Origin of the sequence: Amycolatopsis vancoresmycina (assembly GCF_000716785.1) — a bacterium.
GTDB classification, from domain to species: Bacteria; Actinomycetota; Actinomycetes; order Mycobacteriales; family Pseudonocardiaceae; genus Amycolatopsis; species Amycolatopsis vancoresmycina.
Genome location: NZ_JNYY01000032.1, coordinates 19,634 through 39,339 on the forward strand (window position 1 = coordinate 19,634; position 19,706 = coordinate 39,339).

Here is a 19,706-nt window from a genome sequence, read left to right on the forward strand (position 1 = left end):
TCAGCGCCCCGTCCACTTGGGTTCGCGCTTCTCCAGGAACGCCGCGACGCCTTCGGCCGCGTCGTCGGAGTTCAGCGTCACGCCCACCGCGAGGTGCTCCATGACCATCAGCGACTGCGTGTCGGCGTCGAGGCTGCGGTCGATGGTCATCTTGGTGATGCGCATCTGGAACGGGCTCTTGTCGGTGAGGTGGCCGATGAACTCCTCGACCGTCTCGTCCAGCTTGTCGGCCGGCGCGGACTTGTTGATCAGGTCGAAGTCGGCCGCCTCGGCACCGGACAGCAGCTTGCCGGTGAGCATCAGCTCCTTGGTCTTGCGGATGCCGATCATCCGCGGCACGCGGTAGATCGGGCCCGCGCCGCCGAAGAGCCCCCGGCGCATGTGGAAGTCGCCGATCTTGGCGTCGTCCGAAGCGATCGCGAAGTCACAGGAGATCATCAGCTCGAAGCCACCGGCGGTGACGTACCCCTCGAGGACCGCGACCGACGGCGTGTTCATCGAGTACAGGCGGTCGCAGATCTTCGCGGAGATGACGGCCACCTCCATCGCCGTCGAGCTGCCGATGTACTCGGCCTGCAGGCTGTCGAGGTCGAAGCCGGAGCAGAACGTGCCACCGCGGCCGCGCAGGACCAGCACGCGCAGGTCCGGGTCCTTGTCGACCTCGGTGATGATCTCGTCGAGCCGCTCCAGGATCGGCACGGTGACGCAGTTCTTCTTCCACGGGCGGTTCAGCCAGACCCGCGCCACGTTCCCGTCGCGCTCGAACTGGATCTCGTCTTCCACGGCCATCTCGTTCTCCTAACTGAACTGACTTCAGTTTGATTGAATAGGGCAGGCGGGTCCGCTGTCAACCCACCGAAAGGTGCGGTGCGGGTTGTCGTGAGTGGTAAGGAGGGTTCTAACCCGCCTTACCACTCACGAGCCCCAGGGCCGTGGCGAGGCGGGCGCGGTGGTCCTGTGGGGTGCCGAAGAGGACCTCGTCCGCGCGGGCGCGCCGGACGTACCGGTGCGCGGGGTGTTCCCAGGTGAAGCCGGTTCCGCCGTGCAGCTGGACGTATTCGGCGACCGCCAGGCGGTAGGCGTCGGTGCACACCGTGGCCGCCGCCGCGGCCGCCACCGGGAGTTCGGGCGAATCGGTTGCCACGCAGGCGATGGCGTACGCCGCGGCCGAGCGCGCGGCCTCGTACTCCACCAGCAGCGCCGCGAGTCGGTGCTTGACCGCCTGGAACGATCCGATCGGGCGGCCGAACTGCCGTCGTTGCTCCACATAGGACACCGTGGCCTCGAGGGCGTGCCCGATGCCGCCGAGCTGTTCGGCGGCGAGCGCGGCCCGGCCGATGTCCAGCACCCGCGGGACGACGTCCGCGGTCCCGATCGGCGTGGCGGGCGTGTCCCGGAACTCCAGCCGGGCCTGCGGCCGGGTTTCGTCGAGCACCCGCAACGGCGTGCTCGACACGGCTTCGCAGGCGTACAGCCGGTCCCCCGCACGCACGATGACGAGGTCCGCGTCCGCACCGTCGAGCACGAAGTCCGCCGTGCCCGACAGCGTTCCGTCGCGGGCTTGGACGTCGCCGTCGAAGGCGACCGTGGCCCGCAGGGAGCCGTCCGCGATGCCGGGCAGGTAACGCTCGTCGCCGCTGAGCTGCAGGGTGTGCGCGGCCAGGACGACGGTCGGGAGCAGCTCCCCCGCGCACAACGCGCGCCCCGCTTCCTCCAGCACCACCGCCAGTTCGGCGAACGAGGACCCGGCGCCGCCGTACTCCTCGGGGATCGCCAGGCCCTGGACGCCCAGCTCGGCGGCCATCCGCTTCCAGTCACCCCCGTGCGCGGCGAAGAAGTCCCTGGTCACGGCCCGGAGTTCGCGTTGCTCCGGGGTTTCGGTCAGCAGGGCCGGATCGATCGGCATCACGCCTCCAGCGTCGTCACGTCACGCACGCCCAGCGCGACGGCGTGTTCGCCGCCGAAGTAGGCGGACTCGGCCCGCGCGGCGAACGCGGGGTCGGCGGCCGGGCCGTGCGCGGCCACCGCGCCTTCGTGCAGCACCACGACGTCGTGGCAGGTCGCCATCGCCCGGCTCAGCAGCTGTTCCAGGAGGACGACGGTCAGGCCGCCCTCGGCCAGCTCACCCAGCCGGGCGTACACCTCGTCGACCAGGGCCGGCGCGAGCCCGAGCGCCGGTTCGTCCACGATCAGGACGTCCGGTCCGGCCATCAGCGCGCGGGCGATGGCGAGCATCTGCTGCTCGCCACCGCTGAGCCCGGCGGCCTGGACCGAAAGGCGGTCCCGCAGCCGCGGCGGCAGCCACTCGGCCGTTTCGGCCAGCTTCGCCCGCAGGTTCGCGCCCTTGAGCCCCGCGGAGTACGCGGCGACCTCGAGGTTTTCGCGCAGCGACAGCGTTTTGAACAGGGCCCGGCCTTCCGGGACCAGGCTGGTGCGCACCGTCCGGACGCCGGTGTCGCTCGCCTCGCGCGTGCCGCCGGACGGCCGCAGCGAGCCGTGCAGGACGCGCCCGAGGGTGCTCTTGCCCGCGCCGTTCGCGCCGACGACCCCGAGGACGGTGCCTTCGTGGACGTCCAGGTCGATGCCGCGCAGCGCCGCGACCCCGCCGTAGTGGTGCTCGACGCCGGCCAGCCGCAGCACGACCGGGCTGTCCTCCACGCGGGCGGGAAGGGCGGCGCGCGCGGTCGTCGTACCCAGGTAGGACGCCTGCACGGCAGGGTCGCGCAGGACTTCGTCCGGTGCGCCCTCCCCGATCGGCTTGCCGAAGTCGAAGGCGACGACCCGGTCGGCCACGGCGAACAGGTCGTCCAGCACGTGGTCGATGACCAGCACCGCGGCCCCACCGTCCCGCAGGCGTTCGATCTGCTGCGCCGCGGTCGCGCGCTCGTCGGCGTCGAGGCCGCCGAACGGCTCGTCGAGGACGAGCAGCGCGGGCTCCTCGGCCATCGCCCGGGCCAGGTCGAGGCGTTTCTGCAGCCCGAACGGCAGCTCGGCCGGGTACCGGTCGGCGACGTCGGCCAGGCCGACGCGGGCGAGCAGCTCGTCGGCGACCCGGCGGTGCCGGGGCGTGATCCGGCGGTGCGTGCACAGGACGTTCTCGGCGACGGTGAGCTCGCCGAACGTCTCGGCGTGCTGGAAGGTGCGGCCGATCCCGAGCCGCCGCCGGACGGTGGCACGGCTGCTCAGCAGCTGCTTGCCGTCGTACTCCACGCTGCCGGTGACCTTGCCGCCGCCGATCAGTCCGGAAAGGACGTTCATCAGGGTGGTCTTGCCCGCGCCGTTCGGCCCGATCACGGCGAGGACCTCGCCCCGGCGGACCGAGAGCGACGCGCCTTCGAGGGCCTTCAGCCCGCCGAAGCGCACCGAAACGTCCGTCAAGGTCAGCAACGGCGCCTGGCCGGGCATCCGGCGCACGACGTCGGCTTCCGGCACGGTCACCGGACGGCGGCGCGGCGGCCGGACCAGCTTCCGGAGGAGTTTGCCGAGCGACGGCACCACCCCGGACGGCAGGAAGATCAGCGCGGCGATCAGGACCAGGCCCTGGACCACCGGCTGCGGCAGCCCCACCGACGAGGCGAGCGTCGGCGACCAGGCGAGGTAGCCGCCGCCGACCACGGCACCGAGCACGCTGCCGACCCCGCCGAGCACGCACGACGCGATGAGCGAGATGCCCAGGTTGAGCGAGAAGGGGTCGGGGCTGACGAACCCGCTCAGCAGGCCCAGCAGCACGCCGGCGAACCCGGTGAACGCGGCGCTCACAGCGAACGCGAGCGCCGACTGGGCCTCGGGCGCGATCCCGATCGACTGGGCGACCAGCGGGTGCGACTTCGCGGCCACCAAGCGCATCCGCAGCGCGGAGCCCTTGGCCAGGACGGCGACCGCGAGGCACACCCCGGCCGCGGCGACGGCGAGGGTCTGCGCCTCCGATCCGCCGCTCGGCAGGACCCCGGCCAGGGTGCCCAGTTGCGCCACCGGGACGCCCTGGTCGCCGCCGGTGACGTCGGTCCAGCGGTTGATCACTTCGAGGGACACCAGGCTGAACGCCAGGGTGAGCAGGGCGATGTAGAGCGTCGAGAACCGGGCACCGGCGTACCCGAGGAAGCCGCCGAGCAGGGCACTGGCGGCCACCGTCCCGATGACGACGGTTTCCAGGGACCAGCCGTGGCTGCTGCCGTAGGCGGCGAAGTACGCGCCGAGCGCGAAGAACGCCGGGTGCCCGACCGACCAGACACCGGACCAGCCGGCCAGCAGGCCGACCGAGAGCACGACGATCGTGTAGACGGCGGCCAGCGCCACCGAATACGCCTGGTACGGCGGCACCACGCCGGAGTTCAGCACCGCGATCAGCGCGACCGCGGCGAGGGGCCCGAGGAGGGCTCGCGCCACCCGGGAGCCGAGGAAGGTCATGGCGTACCTCAAACCCGTTGGAAGGTGCGCGTGCCGAACAGGCCCTGGGGCCGGATCAGCAGCACGAGGACGGTGAACGTGAAGACGAAGGTGTCGCGGAAGCTCGCCGAGACGTAGCTGGCGCCGAGGTTCTCCAGCACCCCGACGGCCAGGCCGCCGACGACCGCGCCGTACATGCTGTTCAGCCCGCCGAGGAAGATCCCGGCGAACGCCCGGAACAGCGGCGCGGACAGCACGGCGGGCGCGAGGCCGACCTTCGGCGCGTACAGGCACGCGGCGAGCGCGCCGAGCCCGAGACCCAGCGCCCAGGCCAGCCGCGCGATCCGCTGCGCGCTGATCCCGACGACCTGCGCGGTGTCGGCGGACTCCGCGACCGCGCGCATCGCCGAGCCGGTGGTGGTCCGGCCGAACAGGAAGGCGACCAGGCCCATCGCGACGCCGGCCACCGCGATGGTCAGCAGGCTCTGCGCGGGGATCGCGACGCCGCCCGCGCGGACCGTGCCGTCGACGATGCTGGGGAACGACTTGGGCTGCGTGCCCCAGATCGAGCCGATCACGCTCTCGGCGATGAGGGCGACGCCCATGGTGACCACGAGGGCGGCGAAGAGCCGGCCCTGGCCGAGCGGCCGGATCACCACCTCGCGGACGAGCAGCCCGGCGACGACCGTGACCAGGACCGCGCCGAGCACGCCGACGAGCACCGCGGCGCCGTTGTCGTGGAACGTGATCGCGGCGTAAAGGCCCAGCGTGGCGAGGCTGGCCAGCGCGAAGTTCACGACGTCCGTGGCCCGGTAGACGATCACCAGGCCGAGACCCATCAGGCCGTAGATCGCGCCACTGGCGATCCCGCTGACGAGCACGAGCAGGAATTGATCCACGTCTACCCTCTCCCTTGAGGACGAAGTGAACTCAGTTCAGGTGACGGTAGCTGCCCGCCCGGAGCCTGGCAACCCCGTCAGGCGGTGAAGCGGCCCCCGTTGGCCAGCACCACCGAGCCGGCCAGGTTCGCCGCGCCTTCCCCGGCCAGGAACACCGCCACGTCGGCGATCTGGTCCGGCGTCGCGTACGCACCGCCGCCGGACTCGGTGAACGCCCGGCGGAGGGCGTCCGGGGTCCGCGCGGCCATGCCGGTCTCGGTCGGCCCCGGCGCCACCACGTTGACCCGGACGCCGAACGGGACCACCTCCTTCGCCACCGCCTGCGCCAGTGCGTGCACCCCGGCCTTCGACGCGGCGTAGTGCGGGTAGCCGGCCGGGGTGTCGAAGGCGGACGACGAGCCGACGACGACCACCGAGCCGGCCCGCCGCGGCACCATCACCCGGACCGCGGCCCGGAGGACGTGGAACGTGCCGTCGAGGTTCACGCTCAGCACGCGCCGCCACGACCGGACGTCGAGGCCGGCCGTGACCTCCGGCGGGCGCCCGGCCTCCCACGCGTCGGCGATCCACTGCTTGGCCTGCGGATCGTCGACGCCGGCCGCGTGCACGACGACGTCGAGCCGGCCGTGGTCGCGTTCGATCCCGGCGACGAGCCAGTCGACCCGGTCCGCGTCCGCGACGTCCACTTCGGCCGCCCGCGCGTTCGCCAGCGGCGCGGCGACGCGCTCCACGGCGGCGGCATCGAGGTCGGCGAGGACCAGGTGCCGCGCACCGGCCAGCTTCCGCGCGACCGCGGCCCCGATCCCCGACCCGGCTCCCGTCACGAGGGCCACCCGGCCCGCCAGTGCCTCTTCCTGAACTGAGTTCATTTTTGTATGGTCGGTGGTGTGAGTGCACCGCGCAAGTCCCCCGCCCTCCGGCTCACGGCGTGGGGCCGTCCGCCGTCCCTCGCCGACGTCGACGTGCCCGATCCCGGCGGCACGGAGGTGCTCGTGCGCGTCGAGGCCGCCGGGATCTGCCACTCCGACCTGCACGTCCTCGACGCGGCGCCGGGTGCGCTCCCCTACCGGCTGCCGTTCACCCTCGGCCACGAGATCGCCGGGCAGGTGGTGGCCGCGGGTTCCGCGGCCACCGGCGTCGCCGACGGCGACCGGGTCGCCGTGCACGGCCCGTGGGGCTGCGGCGAGTGCCGCCGGTGCGCGGCGGGCGAGGACAACTACTGCCACCGGCGCGCCGAGCTGGCCTTCTCGGGTGCGGGCCTGGGCCGCGACGGCGGAATGGCGGGCCACGTGCTCGTCCCGCACCCCCGGCACCTGGTCCCGATCGGCGACCTGGCCGCGTCGCAGGCGGCTCCCCTCACCGACGCGGGCCTGACGCCGTACCACGCGGTGGCCGGGTTGACGCTGGCCGAGGGCGCGGCGGCGGTGGTCATCGGCGCCGGCGGGCTGGGGCACGTGGCGATCCAGCTCCTGCGGGCGCTCACCCCGGCCCGGGTGTTCGCGGTCGACGTCCGCGAAGAGGCGCTGGAGCTGGCCGCCCGGTCCGGCGCCCACCGGACGCTGCGCCCGGGACCGGACACGGCCGCCGTCCTGCGCAGGGAGACCGGCGGCGGCGCCGAGGCGGTGCTCGACTTCGTCGGCAGCGATCCGACGCTGTCCCTCGGCGCCGGTGTCCTGCGCCCGGCCGGCAGCCTGGTGATCGTCGGAAGCGGCGGCGGGAAGCTGACGATCGCCAAGCCGGGCGTGCTTCCGCCAGGGGTGTCGGTGTCGCTGCCGTTCTGGGGCAGCGCGCGGGAGCTGCGCGAGGTGATCGCCCTGGCGAGAGCCGGGCGGCTTCGCGTGGAGACCGAGCCGTTCCCGCTGACCGCCGCCGCCGACGCCTTCCAGCGCCTGCGGGAGGGGCGGATCCGCGGCCGGGCCGTCCTCCTGCCCGGCTCCTAGGCGGCCGCCGCCCGGTACGCGGCGATCCTGATCCGCAGCCCCCGCAGGTGCACCAGGTCGATCGCGAACGCCGAGGCCGGCCGGTACCCCGGGGCGGGCGCGTCCGTCCGGCAGGGCCCGGCGAGGTACACGAACTCGTCCTCCGGGTCGTAGCGCGGCTCCGACCAGACCGCCGCCTCCCCGGCCGCGCTGTCGCCGCGGCGGGCGCGGGCCAGCCAGTAGACCGGCAGCTTCAGCACCTCACCCAGCGCCTTGTCCAACGACGGCAGGTCGGCCTCGGCGATCGCGAGGCCCCGGCTGCTCCACACCCGCGGCGCCCAGTAGCCGCCGCCGGCGGCGTGCGTGAACGTCGCGGTGTCGCCGGACGCGGTGATCGTCCATTCGGCCACGGTGGTGAGGGTCGGCATGGCGGCTCCCTGCGGTCGCGGCCCCCAGGTCCGGCACACCGTAGTGGATCATGTCCGGGCAGGGGTACCACCGGTGGCACGCGGGTCGCTCGGCCGACCGGCCGGTGGGCGCCGAAAAACCAGGTCAGCGTCACCGGATCAACCCCAGGCCAGCCGTTGTTCATCCGATATTCACCCATGGATCCCCGAAGGCGGGTAGCCGTGCAAGGCTGGGCAGCGTGCACCACGAACTGCCTGAAAACTTCGCGCCCCGGACGGTCGCCGAGCTCGCCGCGGATCCGGCGTGGACGGTCACCCGCACCGGCACGACCGGTCAGTGGCTCACCGCCGAGCGGGTCGTCGAGCGCAACGGCGACCGGCGGCTCATCGGCTTGACCCCGATCCGCCCCGGCACCGTCGCCCTCATGCTGTGGTCCGGCGGCGAGGTCGTCGAGCACGTCCGGGGCACCGAGGCCGAGGTCTGCGCGACGGCGCACCGCTGGGCCGCCGGCTTCCTGCCGGGCGAGCGGCCGTGAGCCGGGGCGGCCCCGGCGCGGGACCGCCCCGGGTGCGGGGTCAGCGGACGAAGACGACCTGGCTGACCGCGGACCGGAACTGGTCCGGCACCCCGGCGTAGACCGCCCGCCAGAAGGCCGGGCCGGACACCGGCGCGGCGGCCGAGAACCCGAAAGTGCTTCCGGTCCACTGCGCGTCGACGGTCGCCGCCGTCGTCCAGCACGGCGAGCCCGCGGTCCGGTACTCGATCCGGACCGGGATGGCCGGCGGGGTGAACCGGGGGAAGCCGAGGGTGCCGCTCGCGGTCACCGTGCCGTCCGCCGCCCGGGCGGCGGTGAACGACGTGACCTCGGCAGGCTGGATCACGACGACGTCCGCGGTGCTCGCGTCGGCCGGGGCGAGGGTCTCGTCGGCCGGCAGGAAGTCGGCCCGGTAGTGGCCCGACCGGACCGGGGTCACGGTGGCCCGGTACCGCCCGCTGGCGTCGGTCACCGGCTGGGCGTCGAACTCGCCGCAGAAGTCATCGGTGCAGTAGGCGATCCCGACGGTCACGCCGGCGACCGGCTTGGCGGCGCTGGTCAGGCGCCCGCTGATGGTGATCGGGGTGCCGGCGTCGATGCGGGTGCTGCTCGCCTGGGCGGTCAGCTTGGTGCCGGCCGGGTCGGCGGCCGCGGGGAGGGCGCTGAGGGTCAGGACGGCCGCCGCCGCGGCGAGACCGGCCGCGAACCGGGCGATGGAACGACTCATGGTTTGTCCCCAAGGGTTCTCGAGCGCCGGGAGCCGGCGCTGGCGCCTGGGCTGTCGGCGGGATCGCGACGCGCGTTTCCGCCCGGCGCCGGTTTTCCCGCGGCGTTCAGGATCCGGCCGTCGGTGCTTCACAATCAGCCGGAATTTGTCGCGTCACAACAAAAAGCCCGCAGCCGTTCGGCGCAACCCGTTGCGGCACCCGGTTTGTTCACCGGCCGGCCGTCGCGCCTTAAGACAACGCGGTAACCGCACGGCGTGGCCCCGACGATGAGTCCACTGTGACACGGGGGAAAACGGCGGGGCGGCTGCGCACCGGTCCCAGGTTCCAGCTCGTCCGGACCGAACAGCAGACCCTGCGGTGGCGGTTGCTGGGCGGCAACAACGTCTCACTGGGCGCCGGGGTGGCCGAGTGCGCGGGAACACCGGAGTGCCTGACGGCGATCAAGCTGCTCAGAGCCCGCCTGGACGTGGTGAGCGCGGATTTCCGCCACGTCAGCGGCGGCCGGTGGCGCTGGGTGCTCCGCTGGGACGGCGAACCGGTGGCGGAGGCGACGCACGCGTACGGGCGGCGCATCGAGGCACAGCGTGGACTGGACCGGTTCCGCGCGGCCGCCGCGACGGCGGGGGTCGAGGACATCGAGACGGTGGTGGACTGGCGGCAGAAGTACCGCCGGAACCCGGACGGCGACTCCACACCGGACTACCGCGCTTGAGCGAAGGGCGGCGCAGCTGCCTCGAGCACCGCCCGCGCCACTCACCGGGCCGGATGCGCCGCAGTTTCCCGGACTTTAACCACCACGACGTCGGGCGGGAACGCGGAAAAGCCTTACCGGACAGCCCGTCACGAGGAGATGAAGGGGCCGCGGGATCCCGCGGCGACTTGGGGACTAGAGAAAGAGTGCCAACAGATGCGTGCTCGTACCACTCGGCTTCTCGGGGTGACCGCGGTGGCCGCCGGGGCCGGCCTCGTCATGACCGGCACCGCCGCGGCCGTGCCGCCGGCGAACGGGAACCCGGAGGTCGTCTCGGCCGTCGGCTCCGACACGATCTTCGGGATCAGCGGGGCGATCTTCGCCGACGCCAACAAGCTCCCGCGGACCTGGAACACCGACCCGGACAACTTCGTGAACGTCCCGCCGGTGCTGGCCTCCGGTGCCTCGTTCACCGTCCCGGCCGACCTGTTCAACCCGGCCATCACCTACACCAACCCGGGCAACCTGCCGCCCGACGGCTCGGGTGCGGGCAAGGCGGCGCTGAAGGCTTCGGCCGACGCCGGCAACGGTGCCGTGGACATCGCGCGGTCGTCGTCCGGCCGGGCCACTTCGGACCCGTCCACCTTCGAGTACTACGCGTTCGCGCGGGACGGCGTGACCTGGTCGTCCTCGTCGACCGGGGCCGGCGCCGGCCTGACGCTGTCGCTGACCCAGCTGCGCAACATCTACAACGGCACCATCACCAACTGGAACCAGGTCGGCGGCACGAACGCGGCGATCCAGCTCTACCTGCCGCAGCTGGGTTCCGGCACGCTGAGCTTCTTCACCGGCACGGTCCTGGGCTTCGACCCGGCGACCATCCCCGGCCTCACGGTGAAGCGCTTCCAGGAGCACGACGCCACCTCCATCGCGGCGGCCGACCAGGCCACCGCGATCGCGCCGTTCTCCATCGCGGCGTGGGTCGCCCAGGGCAACGGCGTGGTGCCGAACAAGCGCAACGGCTACACCGTCAACAAGCTGACCGGCGCGGGCTCCGACGGTGCCCCGGTGTCCGGCTCGGCCGGCAGCTACACCCCGGCGTTCGCGGACGCCTTCCTGGGTTCGCGGCTGGTCTACCACGTCCTGGACACCCGCAGCCGCTCCTACAGCGCGGCGAAGCGGGGCGTGGGCTTCGACCCGACCGACACGGCCACCACGGCCAGCCCGCTGTGCGGCGGCAAGCTCGCCGCGACGATCGTCAAGTACGGCTTCAAGACGATCACCGGCACGGGCACCCTCACCTGCACCAAGTCCTGACGCGGTAACGAAACGGCCGGGGTCCGCGCGGACCCCGGCCGTTTCTCACGCCCAGGCCGGGAACAACCGCCACAGGGCAAGCGCCGCCAGTGCCGCCAGCGTCAGCAGGACCGGTGCCGTGATCACGTACGTCGACACCGGGCGCCACCGCCGGTACAGCAGCGTCGCCCCGGCCGCCGCGGCCACGAACCCGCCGAACGCCAGGACGAGGGCCGCCCAGGCGCCGGGATCCCCGGTGCGCCCGTCCTGCGCGTCCGCCCGCCCGTTCTGCGGCGTCGGGCGGAACGGGCGGCCTTCGAGCTTCGCGGTCACGACGGTGGCCTCCGTGGCCGCCAGCGGCCACCAGGACGCGGACGTCACCAGCGTCAGCCGGTCGTCCGGCGTCTTGCCGTAGTCCGCGGTCTCGTCCAGGGCCCGGGTGGCCACCTCGGAAACCCGGTACACCGAAACGCCCTGCGCGGTGGCGACCACCAGTTCGTCCCCCGAAGCCAGGCTCGCCAGCGACGCGAACGGGTGGCCGTAGCCGGCGTAACGCCCGACGACCGCGGCGTTGCCCGGCTGGCCCGGGCCGGACGTGCCCGGCACGTGCCCGGGCCCGGAAGCGGTTTCCGCGCTCGACACGCCTTCGAGGACCACCTGCCGCAGCTTCAGCTTCGGCACCTCCAGGACCGCGACTGGGGCGCCGAACTCGGCCGGCGTCGCCGGGGGTGGCGCCCCGAGCAGGCTCTGGCTCGCCCCCAGCGCCCGGTCCAGGTCGCCGCGGATCCGCCCGAGGGCGGCGCGCTGGTCGCCGGCCTGGACCATCGGGCCCAGCGCGTAGACCACCAGCGTCAAAGCGACGACCGTGGTGACGAGCCAGGCGAACACGGTGGCGGCGATCCACCCCGGCGTGACCCGCAGGAACTGCGCCTCTTCGACCGGGGTGCTCATGCGGCCCGCACCCGCCCGGCGAGGGCGGCGGCGCCGCGCGCGAGGCGGCTCAGCCACGGCGGCACCGGACGCCCGGCCGTCACGTACGCCGTCAGCGAGGGCAACGTGACCAGAACCAGCAACGCCAGCAACGGGATCAGCGCGCCGAGCACCCCGGCGCCGGCGAACGGCGGGATCGCGGTCGCGTCGGCGAGGTTCTTCGCGGCGAGCACGCTCGCCGCGGTGGGGGCCGCGGCCGGCGCCGGACCGGTCGCCGCCGCCGGCGACCCGGCGGGCAGCGGGTTCGAGACCGGCGTCGCGGTGCCGCCCGTGCCGGTGACACTGGCGGGGGGCGGGTTCTTCGCCTCGTCGCGCTGCTTGCAGGACTCGGCGGCGGTCCCGGTGCCGACCTTCGCCGTGCGGGCGTCGGCCGTCCCGGCCAGTGCCGGGGTCAGCGGCGCCAGACCGGGGGCCAGCACGCCCTGACCGCCGTGCCGCGCCATCTTCAGGACGGTCGCGAGTTCGTCCTGCTTGGCCTTCAGCGGCGCGCAGTTCGCGTCGACGAGCGGGTTGACCGGCGCGGCCAGGTATTCCGCGAAGGTCAGCGGGTACGCCGCCGGGTCGGTGGCCGTGCCCGGCTGCAGGGTGCCGTCCGGGCCCTCCTTCATGCTGCCGGCCGCGGCCTGCAGGCTCGCCTCCGTCGGTTCGACGAACGTCCCGCTCGCGTTCGGCAGGGCGACGGGCCGCCAGCCGTAGGCGCGGGCCGTGGCGAGATCGGTGACGACCCAGTTCAGGCAGCCGCCGAAGCACGCCGAGCTGGTCCCGGTCATCACGCTGTCGACGGCCTTGCGGACGGCGAGCTGCCCGACCTTGGCGTCGACGTTGTGCAGCGACTTCTCGCCGGGGTCGAGCGCGCCGAGCTCGGTGACCACCCCCGGTGACTTGCCGGCCCGCTCCTTGCCGTAGATGTCCTCGCGGTCCTGGAACTTCCACGACGACGGCGCCACCTTCGCCAGCAGGCCGCTGATCGCGGCCGGCACGGTGCCCTTCCCCGCCTCGCCGGTCAGGCCCCAGAACAGCGCGGTGGGGTCGGCGCCCGCGCGGACCACCGGGTTCAGGAACTCCGACGGCACCGGCGACGCCTGCACCTTGCCGAGCGCCGGGTTGCGGGCGACGAACGCGGAGCCGTCGCGGAAGATGCCCCCGCGGCCGGTCGTGTCGGGGTTCTGGCCGCCGTGGCTGAGCAGTAGCGCCAGCTCGTCGAACGTCATCGAGAAGCCGTCGGTGACCTGGGAGATCAACGGCGAGCCGTTGTCGTCGGCGTCGGTGGGCGACCAGCCGGTCGCGGCGAGGACGGCGGCGTTCAGCCCGACCGGGACGTACTCGCGCGACCGCACGGTCTGCGACGCGAGCGCGCTGCCCGAGCCGGTGACCGCGAGGTCGGACGCGCCGGTGTCGAAGGCCTTCAGGCCCGCGTCCTCGGCCTCGCCGACGATCGTGGCCGGCTGCGAGCCGCCGGTCGGCCCGCACAGCAGCTGGTTCCACGCCACCGCCGTCCGGCCGAAGCGCTCCGGCATGCTGGCGTTGAGCGTTTCCGCGCCGATCCCGCCGCAGCCCTTCACCGCGAGCCCCGGCGCGGCCGGCCGGAAGACGCGCGAGGTGTCGAAGACGTCGAACGGGGTGCCCGCCGCGTCGGCCCCGACGATCTCGAGGGTCAGCGCGCACGGGTTGTTCTCGTCGCACGAGTACGACCACGACCGCGTGCGGATCTGCCCGTCGGCCGACACCGCCGGGTTGTCGGCCCACGGGAAGTTGTCGCTCTTGTCGAAGTTCGTGTACTTCGGGTCGAAGCCGACGAACCCGGGCTTCGACTGTCCACGTGGGACGGTCACGGCGAAGACGACGTCACCGCTGGTCCGGCTGCGGACGCGGGTGACGTTGTGCGCGCCCGAGCGCTGGCCGGTCAGCTCGTCGCTGAACTCCTCGGAGCAGTAGCCGCGGACGCGCGAGCCGAAGTCGTGGTCGGGCAGCCACTGCACGGCCCCGGTGGCGAAGTCGGGCTTGAGCAGGTTGTCGGGCAGCTGCGTCGGGCAGACCTTCAGCACCGCGACGCTGCCGGCCGGCAGCCCGGAGACGACGACCTGCAGCGGGTCGCCGTCCTGGACCCGGGACAGGTCGGCGGGCACCGTCTTCAGGGTGTACGCGGGGGGCGCGGGCGGGGCTTCCTGGGCCAGGGCCGGCGGGACAGCGCTTCCCAGCACCGCCAGTACACCGCAGGCGACGGCCAGGCCCGCCCGCCTCAGCAGGACGAATGACACGGAGAACTCCCGGTTTCAGGGCAGGCGAACGGCACGGCGCACGCCGTGCCACCCCAACCTCCCCGAGCCGCGCGCCGCCGGGCGAGGGGTCCGCGAGGTCATTCACGCACACCCCGTCGGGCGTTCCCCGCACGTACACCTTCTGCGGGCGGGTGCCGTAAATACTGGCCGCGGCAGGGGCGCTGCCTCCTGCGCGGAATCCCTCTCCACGAAAGGCCACCTGTGTCCGTCGTGCTCCCCCGGGCCGTCGCCGACGTGCCGTCCCGGGCCGACCGCGTGTTCCGGCGGGTGACCACCGGCGCCGGTCTCGCCATGCTCGCGATCCTGGTCGTGATCGGGTTCTTCCTGGTCTACCGCTCGGGTCCGGCGTTCGACGCGAGCGGCTTCGGCTTCTTCACCACGGTCAAGTTCGACGCCGCCAACGGCGTGCTCGGCGTGCTGGGCCTGCTCTACGGCACGGTGGTGGTGGCGCTGATCGCGATCTGCGTCGCCGTCCCGCTGTCCGTCCTGGCCGCGCTGTTCATCACCGAGTACGCGAGCGGGCGGCTGCGCGGGTTCCTGACCGGCCTGGTCGACCTCCTGGCCGCCATCCCGAGCCTGCTCTACGGCCTGTGGGGGTTCAGCTTCCTCGGCCCGCAGGTCGTCCCGGTGTCGGCGTGGCTGACGCACAACTTCGGCTGGTTCCCGCCGTTCGCGCACCAGGACAACACGCTGTTCCTCAACTCGATGTTCATCGCCGGGCTGATCGTGTCGCTGATGGTGCTGCCGATCACGACGTCGGTCATCCGCGAGGTGTTCACCCAGACCCCGCCCGGCGAAAAGGAAGCGGCGCTCGCCCTCGGCAGCACCCGGTGGGGCATGGTGAAGACGGTCGTGCTGCCCTTCGGCCGCGGCGGGATCATCGGCGGCTCGATGCTCGGCCTGGGCCGCGCGCTCGGCGAGACCATCGCGGTTTCCCTGCTGCTGCCCCAGGTCCCGCAGATCACCACGCACGTCCTGCAGTTCGGCGGCGCGACGATCTCCGGGTTCATCGCGAACAACTCCGGCGCGTCCGGCCTGGCGCTGAGCGGGCTGATGGCGGCCGGGCTGGTGCTGTTCGGGTTCACCCTGGCCACCAACTTCACCGCGTCGGTGATCATCTCGCGCAGCCGCTCCGGAGCCGGGGTGGACGCCTGATGACCGCCACCCTCCCCCGCCCGGCCGGCACCCGGCCGCGGCCGCTCGTGAAGCGCCGGACGGCGCAGGTCACCCGGGCCGACCAGCTGGCCGCGCTCGGCTGCGCGGTGTCGGCGGTGCTGCTGACCTGGTTCGTGCTACACCTGCTGCTGACCTCGCCCGGCTGGCTCGCCGACCTCGCCGTCGCCTACGGGCTGTACCTCGCGATGCTCTACGTCGTCACCCGCGACCGGCTCGGCAGGCTCGCCGCGGCCGACCGGCTGGTCTCGACCATCGTCGTCACCGGCGCCATGGGCCTGCTGGTGCCGCTGCTGTTCCTGCTCGGCTACATCGTCGTGCACGGCGCGCCGTTCCTGCGCTGGGGTTTCTTCGGCCACGACATGTCCACGGTCGGCCCGGCCGACCCGGTCACCGCCACCGGCGGCCTGCACGCCGTCGTCGGCACGCTGGAGCAGACCGCGCTGACGCTGGTCCTGGTCGTGCCGCTCGGGCTGCTCACCGCGATCTTCCTCAACGAGACGCGGTCGAGGTTCCGCCGCCCGGTCCGGATCATGGTCGACGCGATGAGCGGGCTGCCCTCGATCGTGGCGGGCCTGTTCGTCTACGCCGCGCTGATCATCCCCGGCATCCAGGCGGGCGTCGGGTTCTTCAGCTACAGCGGGCTGATGGCGACCCTGGCGCTCACCATGGTCATGCTGCCGACGGTCACCCGCACCATCGACGTCGTGCTGCGGCTGGTGCCGGCCGGGCTGCGCGAAGCGTCACTGGCGCTGGGCGCGAGCCGCGCGCGGACGGTCTGGTCGGTGGTGCTGCCGACCGCGCGGACCGGCGTCACGACCGCGGTGATCCTCGGCGTCGCCCGGGTCGCGGGCGAAACGGCGCCGCTGCTGTTCACCTCGTTCGGCGCGGTGTTCCTCAACGCCGACCCGGTCACCGGGCCGCAGGAAAGCCTGCCGCTGTTCGTCTACCGCTACATCAAGGAGCCGCTGGAAAACGTCCAGCAGCGCGGCTACGTCGGCGCGCTCGTGCTCATCCTGCTCATCTTCACCCTGTTCGCCCTCGCCCGGCTGGCCGGGCGGGACCGGTCGAAGCGCCGGACCCGGCGGAGCACGAAACGAACCCAGGAGACCCGGTGACCGACACCACCACTGTGTCCATTCCGGACAGTCCGCCCGCCGTCCGGCTGACGGGCGGCCCGCCGCCGGGCGCCGCCGAACTGGAGTCGCGCGGCGTCGCGGCGTGGTTCGGCGACCGGCTGGTGCTCGAGGACGTCTCGCTGCGCATGCCCGCGCGCGAGGTGACCGCGCTGATCGGCCCGTCCGGCTGCGGCAAGTCGACGTTCCTGCGGATCCTCAACCGGATGCACGAACTCGTGCCGTCGGCGAGCCTGGCGGGCGAGGTCCTGCTCGACGGCACCGACATCTACGCCGACGGCACCCGCGCCCAGCACGTCCGGCTGCGGATCGGGATGGTCTTCCAGAAACCGAACCCGTTCCCGGCGATGTCCATCCGCGACAACGTGCTCGCCGGGCTCAAGCTGGCCGGCGTCAAGTGCGACGACAAGGCCGCGCTCGTCGAGCAGAGCCTGCAGCGCGCCGGGCTCTGGCGCGAGGTCCGCGACCGGCTGAACGCACCGGGCGGCGCGCTGTCGGGCGGGCAGCAGCAGCGGCTGTGCATCGCGCGGTCGCTGGCGGTGCAGCCGAACGTGCTGCTGATGGACGAGCCGTGTTCGGCCCTGGACCCGACGTCGACCCGCCGGATCGAGCAGACGATCGCCGAGATCGGCCACGAGGTCACGGTCGTGATCGTCACCCACAACATGCAGCAGGCGCAGCGGGTTTCGGACCACTGCGCGTTCTTCCTCGCCGCGGAGAACGAGCCGGGCCGGGTGGTCGAGCACGGGCCGACGGCGAAGATCTTCGGCTCGCCGGAGGACGAGCGCACCCACGACTACGTCACCGGGCGGTTCGGGTGACGCGCAAGGCGGCCGCGCTCGCCGTGACCGTGCTGAGCGTGCTGGTGTTCGCCGCGCCGGAAGCGGTCGCGCTGGACAAGATCACCGGCTCCGGCTCGACCTACGTCGGCCCGGCCATGGCCGACTGGCAGAACGGCGCGAACTCCCGCGGCATCCCGGTGAACTACGCGACCCGCGGCTCCCCCACCGGCGTCAACCAGTACGGCGACCGGACGGTCGACTTCGCCGGGACGGAAGCGGAGATCACGTCGCTCATCGCGGCGGGCGGTGGCGGCCAGTCGGCCGAGCAGCGGGGCTACCAGTACGTCCCGGACGTCGCCGGCGCGGTCGCGGTGATGTACAACGTGACCGACGCGGCGGGCAACAAGGTCGACTACCTGCACCTGACCCGCGAGGTGATCGGCCGGATCTTCACCCGCGACATCACCCGCTGGAGCGACCCGGCGATCAGCGCCACCAACGGCGGCAAGGCGCTGCCGGACCAGCCGATCACCCTGCTCGGCCGGACCGGGCAGTCCGGGACCACGGCGTTGTTCTACGACTTCGTCGCGCACACCGCGCCCGGCCCGTACCAGGCGTTCGTGCGGCGCAACGAAGGCACCGGCATCGGCCCGCTGCCCGACGGCGTCCGGCCGATCCAGCTGCCCTACAGCGGTCCCGACGCCGACTTCTACAAGCTGTTCGCCGACTCCGAGCAGATCGCGCAGGCCGTCGGCAAGGGCAGCGTGCCGTTTTCGATCGGCTACGACGAATTCAGCTACGCGCTGCGGTACAACGCCCCGACGGCGTGGGTCGAGAACCAGGCCCACCAGTACACGCAGCCGTTCGCGGAGAACATCGCGGCCGCGCTGACGAAGGCGGACCTGCGGCCGGACCTGAGCCAGAAGCTCGACGGCGTCTACGCGAACCCGGACCCGAAGACCTACCCGATCTCGGCCTACTCGTACCTGATGATGCCGTGCACGACCGGCCGCGACACCTGCCGCGGCGGCTACGACGCGGCGGGCAAGACCGACACGATCACCGGGTTCCTGGAGCACATCGCCTGCGACGGCCAGGTGAACATGGCCCGCATCGGGTATTCGCCGCTGCCGCCGAACCTGGCGCAGGAGATGATGAACGCCAACGCCCGGCTGACCGGCCGCCCGCCGAAGCAGCTCACCGCGGCCAACTGCGCGAACCCGACGTTCCACGGCGGCCTCGGCGCGGGCGCGGCGAGCCCGCCGGACCCGTTCGAGAAGCTCGGCGGCGTCAAGAAGCTGACCAACCCCGGCGCGCAGGACGGGCCGGGCAAGCCGACCGGGCCGTCGTCGGCGGCGGGCACCGCGACCGCGACGGCGTCGTCCGGGGAGGACCTGGCCAACGGCGGCTCGAAGAACTGGCGGGACCCCGCGCCGGCGGCCTACGACCACGGGACGGACGCCGGGTTCGGCGGCTGGGCGGTGCTGGTGCTGGCGGTGGTCATCGTCGCGCCGCTGGTGGTCCGCGGGGTGGTGCGCCGGTTCCGGCGCTCGTGACCCCCGGCCGATACCCTGGTCGGGGCTCGTGAGTGGTAAGGCGAGTTCTAACTCCCCTTACCACTCACCACAAACCGGGGGACCGAACGAAGGCGCGGGGGCCGATGAGGGAGGGCGATCCGCACATCCAAGGTCCGGCCCGAAAGCGTCACCTGCCTCGCCTGCCGGGAGCACGCCCACCGCGAGTACCTGCGCTTCGCCGGGCAGATCGAGCGGCTGGGCCAGGGCCCGATGCCGGGCGTGAACATCACCGGCGCCGAGCTGGCCGAAGCGGCGGGACGGCTCCGTGACCTGGCAAGAAGGTTCGCCGGTGAAGACCGCTAGCCGGTGAATTCTTCTTGTTCACCTCGCGTTCATCTCCCGGTCGTCTCATGGGGCATGTTCCCGGTACCGCAGCCGACCGGAAGGTGAACGATGAGCACGCTGGACACGATGGCCACCGAGCAGCTCGACACGCACCTCGCCCAGCTCGAGGACCGGCTGGGCCGGGACTACGCGAACGTCGCCCGCACCCGGCTCCACGCGATGGTCGACCGCGAACGCGCCCGGTTCGCCGGTGCCCGCATCCACGCCTTCGTGCCGATCCTGGTCGAGCGGGCGGTGCGAGCGGCGCTGACCACGCCCTGACGGCACTTTCCGCCGGTTCTTCCCGCAAAAAACGGCCGCGACCGGAACGGTATTCCGGTCGCGGCCGCAGGGTCGGCGAAAACCCTTCAGTTGTAGCCCATTTCGTCCGGCGAAACGCCGTTGTACCCCATCTCATCGGGGGTGCCGGCGAGAACCGCCGTCGACGCCGCCTGCTCCGCCGTGACGGCGAAAGCAGCGGAAGTGCTCAGGAAACCAGCCGCGAAGAGGGTCAACGCGACCGTCGCGACCACTCGGCGCACCCGCATCATTCCTCCGGTTGTCAATCGGGGTGAAACTGACT

Annotated in this window: 19 protein-coding genes; 9 read left to right on the forward strand and 10 right to left on the reverse strand. The window is 72.8% G+C overall.

All coding sequences use genetic code 11. The features are described from left to right. The 5 genes from OO60_RS41920 to OO60_RS41940 all read right to left on the reverse strand — a co-directional run bounded on the left by OO60_RS41920 (window position 1) and on the right by OO60_RS41940 (window position 6,154). Window positions 1–789, reverse strand: coding sequence for an enoyl-CoA hydratase/isomerase family protein (locus OO60_RS41920; protein ID WP_004558671.1), 789 nt, complete (start codon window positions 787–789; stop codon window positions 1–3). Between the two features lie 109 nt (window positions 790–898). Next, window positions 899–1,906 (reverse strand): acyl-CoA dehydrogenase family protein, encoded by a 1,008-nt coding sequence (locus OO60_RS41925; RefSeq protein WP_004558672.1) that lies wholly within the window; start codon window positions 1,904–1,906, stop codon window positions 899–901. Then, entirely contained in the window at window positions 1,906–4,407 is a 2,502-nt protein-coding gene (locus OO60_RS41930) for a branched-chain amino acid ABC transporter ATP-binding protein/permease (protein WP_004558673.1), read from the reverse strand. The genes OO60_RS41925 and OO60_RS41930 overlap by 1 nt, the downstream gene beginning before the upstream one ends. An 8-nt stretch (window positions 4,408–4,415) precedes the next feature. Continuing rightward, on the reverse strand, window positions 4,416–5,285 hold the full coding sequence (locus tag OO60_RS41935; protein ID WP_004558674.1) for a branched-chain amino acid ABC transporter permease: 870 nt from the start codon (window positions 5,283–5,285) through the stop codon (window positions 4,416–4,418). A gap of 77 nt (window positions 5,286–5,362) precedes the next feature. After that, a complete protein-coding gene (locus OO60_RS41940; RefSeq protein ID WP_033263468.1) occupies window positions 5,363–6,154 on the reverse strand; it encodes an SDR family NAD(P)-dependent oxidoreductase in 792 nt (263 codons plus the stop codon). 6 nt (window positions 6,155–6,160) lie between these two features. Between OO60_RS41940 and OO60_RS41945 the strand changes: the two genes are divergently transcribed. Beyond that, complete coding sequence (locus tag OO60_RS41945) at window positions 6,161–7,225, forward strand: NAD(P)-dependent alcohol dehydrogenase (RefSeq protein WP_004558676.1); 1,065 nt, start codon at window positions 6,161–6,163, stop codon at window positions 7,223–7,225. On the opposite strand, the gene OO60_RS41950 is transcribed toward OO60_RS41945, so the two are convergent. Then, the gene (locus OO60_RS41950) at window positions 7,222–7,632 is read right to left on the reverse strand and encodes a hypothetical protein (protein WP_004558677.1); all 411 of its coding nucleotides are present in this window, start codon (window positions 7,630–7,632) and stop codon (window positions 7,222–7,224) included. The two genes, OO60_RS41945 and OO60_RS41950, sit on opposite strands and share 4 nt — an antisense overlap. Before the next feature lie 218 nt (window positions 7,633–7,850). Between OO60_RS41950 and OO60_RS41955 the strand changes: the two genes are divergently transcribed. Continuing rightward, entirely contained in the window at window positions 7,851–8,147 is a 297-nt protein-coding gene (locus OO60_RS41955; protein ID WP_004558678.1) for a hypothetical protein, read from the forward strand. 40 nt (window positions 8,148–8,187) lie between these two features. Here the strand turns inward: OO60_RS41955 and OO60_RS41960 are convergent, their stop codons facing one another. Next, window positions 8,188–8,874, reverse strand: a complete 687-nt coding sequence (locus OO60_RS41960; protein WP_004561555.1) for a hypothetical protein — start codon at window positions 8,872–8,874, stop codon at window positions 8,188–8,190. A gap of 278 nt (window positions 8,875–9,152) precedes the next feature. Here OO60_RS41960 and OO60_RS41965 point away from each other — a divergent pair, with 278 nt between their 5' ends. Together OO60_RS41965 and OO60_RS41970 are read left to right on the forward strand one after the other, a co-directional pair. Then, window positions 9,153–9,587, forward strand: a complete 435-nt coding sequence (locus OO60_RS41965) for a YegP family protein (protein ID WP_004561557.1) — start codon at window positions 9,153–9,155, stop codon at window positions 9,585–9,587. A 225-nt stretch (window positions 9,588–9,812) separates the two neighbouring features. After that, the gene (locus OO60_RS41970; protein WP_004561559.1) at window positions 9,813–10,883 is read left to right on the forward strand and encodes a PstS family phosphate ABC transporter substrate-binding protein; all 1,071 of its coding nucleotides are present in this window, start codon (window positions 9,813–9,815) and stop codon (window positions 10,881–10,883) included. 45 nt (window positions 10,884–10,928) lie between these two features. Here the strand turns inward: OO60_RS41970 and OO60_RS41975 are convergent, their stop codons facing one another. Next, window positions 10,929–11,813 carry a sortase gene (locus tag OO60_RS41975; RefSeq protein WP_004561561.1) on the reverse strand — a complete coding sequence of 295 codons (885 nt, stop codon included), beginning with the start codon at window positions 11,811–11,813 and terminating at the stop codon, window positions 10,929–10,931. Beyond that, window positions 11,810–14,110 carry a hypothetical protein gene (locus OO60_RS41980; RefSeq protein ID WP_033263469.1) on the reverse strand — a complete coding sequence of 767 codons (2,301 nt, stop codon included), beginning with the start codon at window positions 14,108–14,110 and terminating at the stop codon, window positions 11,810–11,812. The genes OO60_RS41975 and OO60_RS41980 overlap by 4 nt, the downstream gene beginning before the upstream one ends. Before the next feature lie 222 nt (window positions 14,111–14,332). Between OO60_RS41980 and pstC the strand changes: the two genes are divergently transcribed. The 5 genes from pstC (at window position 14,333) to OO60_RS42005 (ending at window position 19,405) form a co-directional block, all read left to right on the forward strand. Continuing rightward, window positions 14,333–15,286 (forward strand): phosphate ABC transporter permease subunit PstC, encoded by a 954-nt coding sequence (pstC, locus tag OO60_RS41985; protein ID WP_003089913.1) that lies wholly within the window; start codon window positions 14,333–14,335, stop codon window positions 15,284–15,286. Then, complete coding sequence (gene pstA, locus OO60_RS41990; RefSeq protein ID WP_003089916.1) at window positions 15,286–16,422, forward strand: phosphate ABC transporter permease PstA; 1,137 nt, start codon at window positions 15,286–15,288, stop codon at window positions 16,420–16,422. The genes pstC and pstA overlap by 1 nt, the downstream gene beginning before the upstream one ends. A 20-nt stretch (window positions 16,423–16,442) precedes the next feature. Continuing rightward, the gene (locus OO60_RS41995; protein ID WP_425304671.1) at window positions 16,443–17,261 is read left to right on the forward strand and encodes a phosphate ABC transporter ATP-binding protein; all 819 of its coding nucleotides are present in this window, start codon (window positions 16,443–16,445) and stop codon (window positions 17,259–17,261) included. Beyond that, window positions 17,258–18,778 (forward strand): PstS family phosphate ABC transporter substrate-binding protein, encoded by a 1,521-nt coding sequence (locus OO60_RS42000; protein WP_003089921.1) that lies wholly within the window; start codon window positions 17,258–17,260, stop codon window positions 18,776–18,778. Before OO60_RS41995 ends, OO60_RS42000 begins: the two co-directional genes overlap by 4 nt. 414 nt (window positions 18,779–19,192) lie before the next feature. Beyond that, a complete protein-coding gene (locus OO60_RS42005) occupies window positions 19,193–19,405 on the forward strand; it encodes a three-helix bundle dimerization domain-containing protein (RefSeq protein ID WP_003089926.1) in 213 nt (70 codons plus the stop codon). 86 nt (window positions 19,406–19,491) lie between these two features. Here the strand turns inward: OO60_RS42005 and OO60_RS42010 are convergent, their stop codons facing one another. After that, window positions 19,492–19,671, reverse strand: a complete 180-nt coding sequence (locus tag OO60_RS42010) for a hypothetical protein (protein ID WP_003089927.1) — start codon at window positions 19,669–19,671, stop codon at window positions 19,492–19,494. Between the last annotated feature and the right edge of the window lie 35 nt (window positions 19,672–19,706).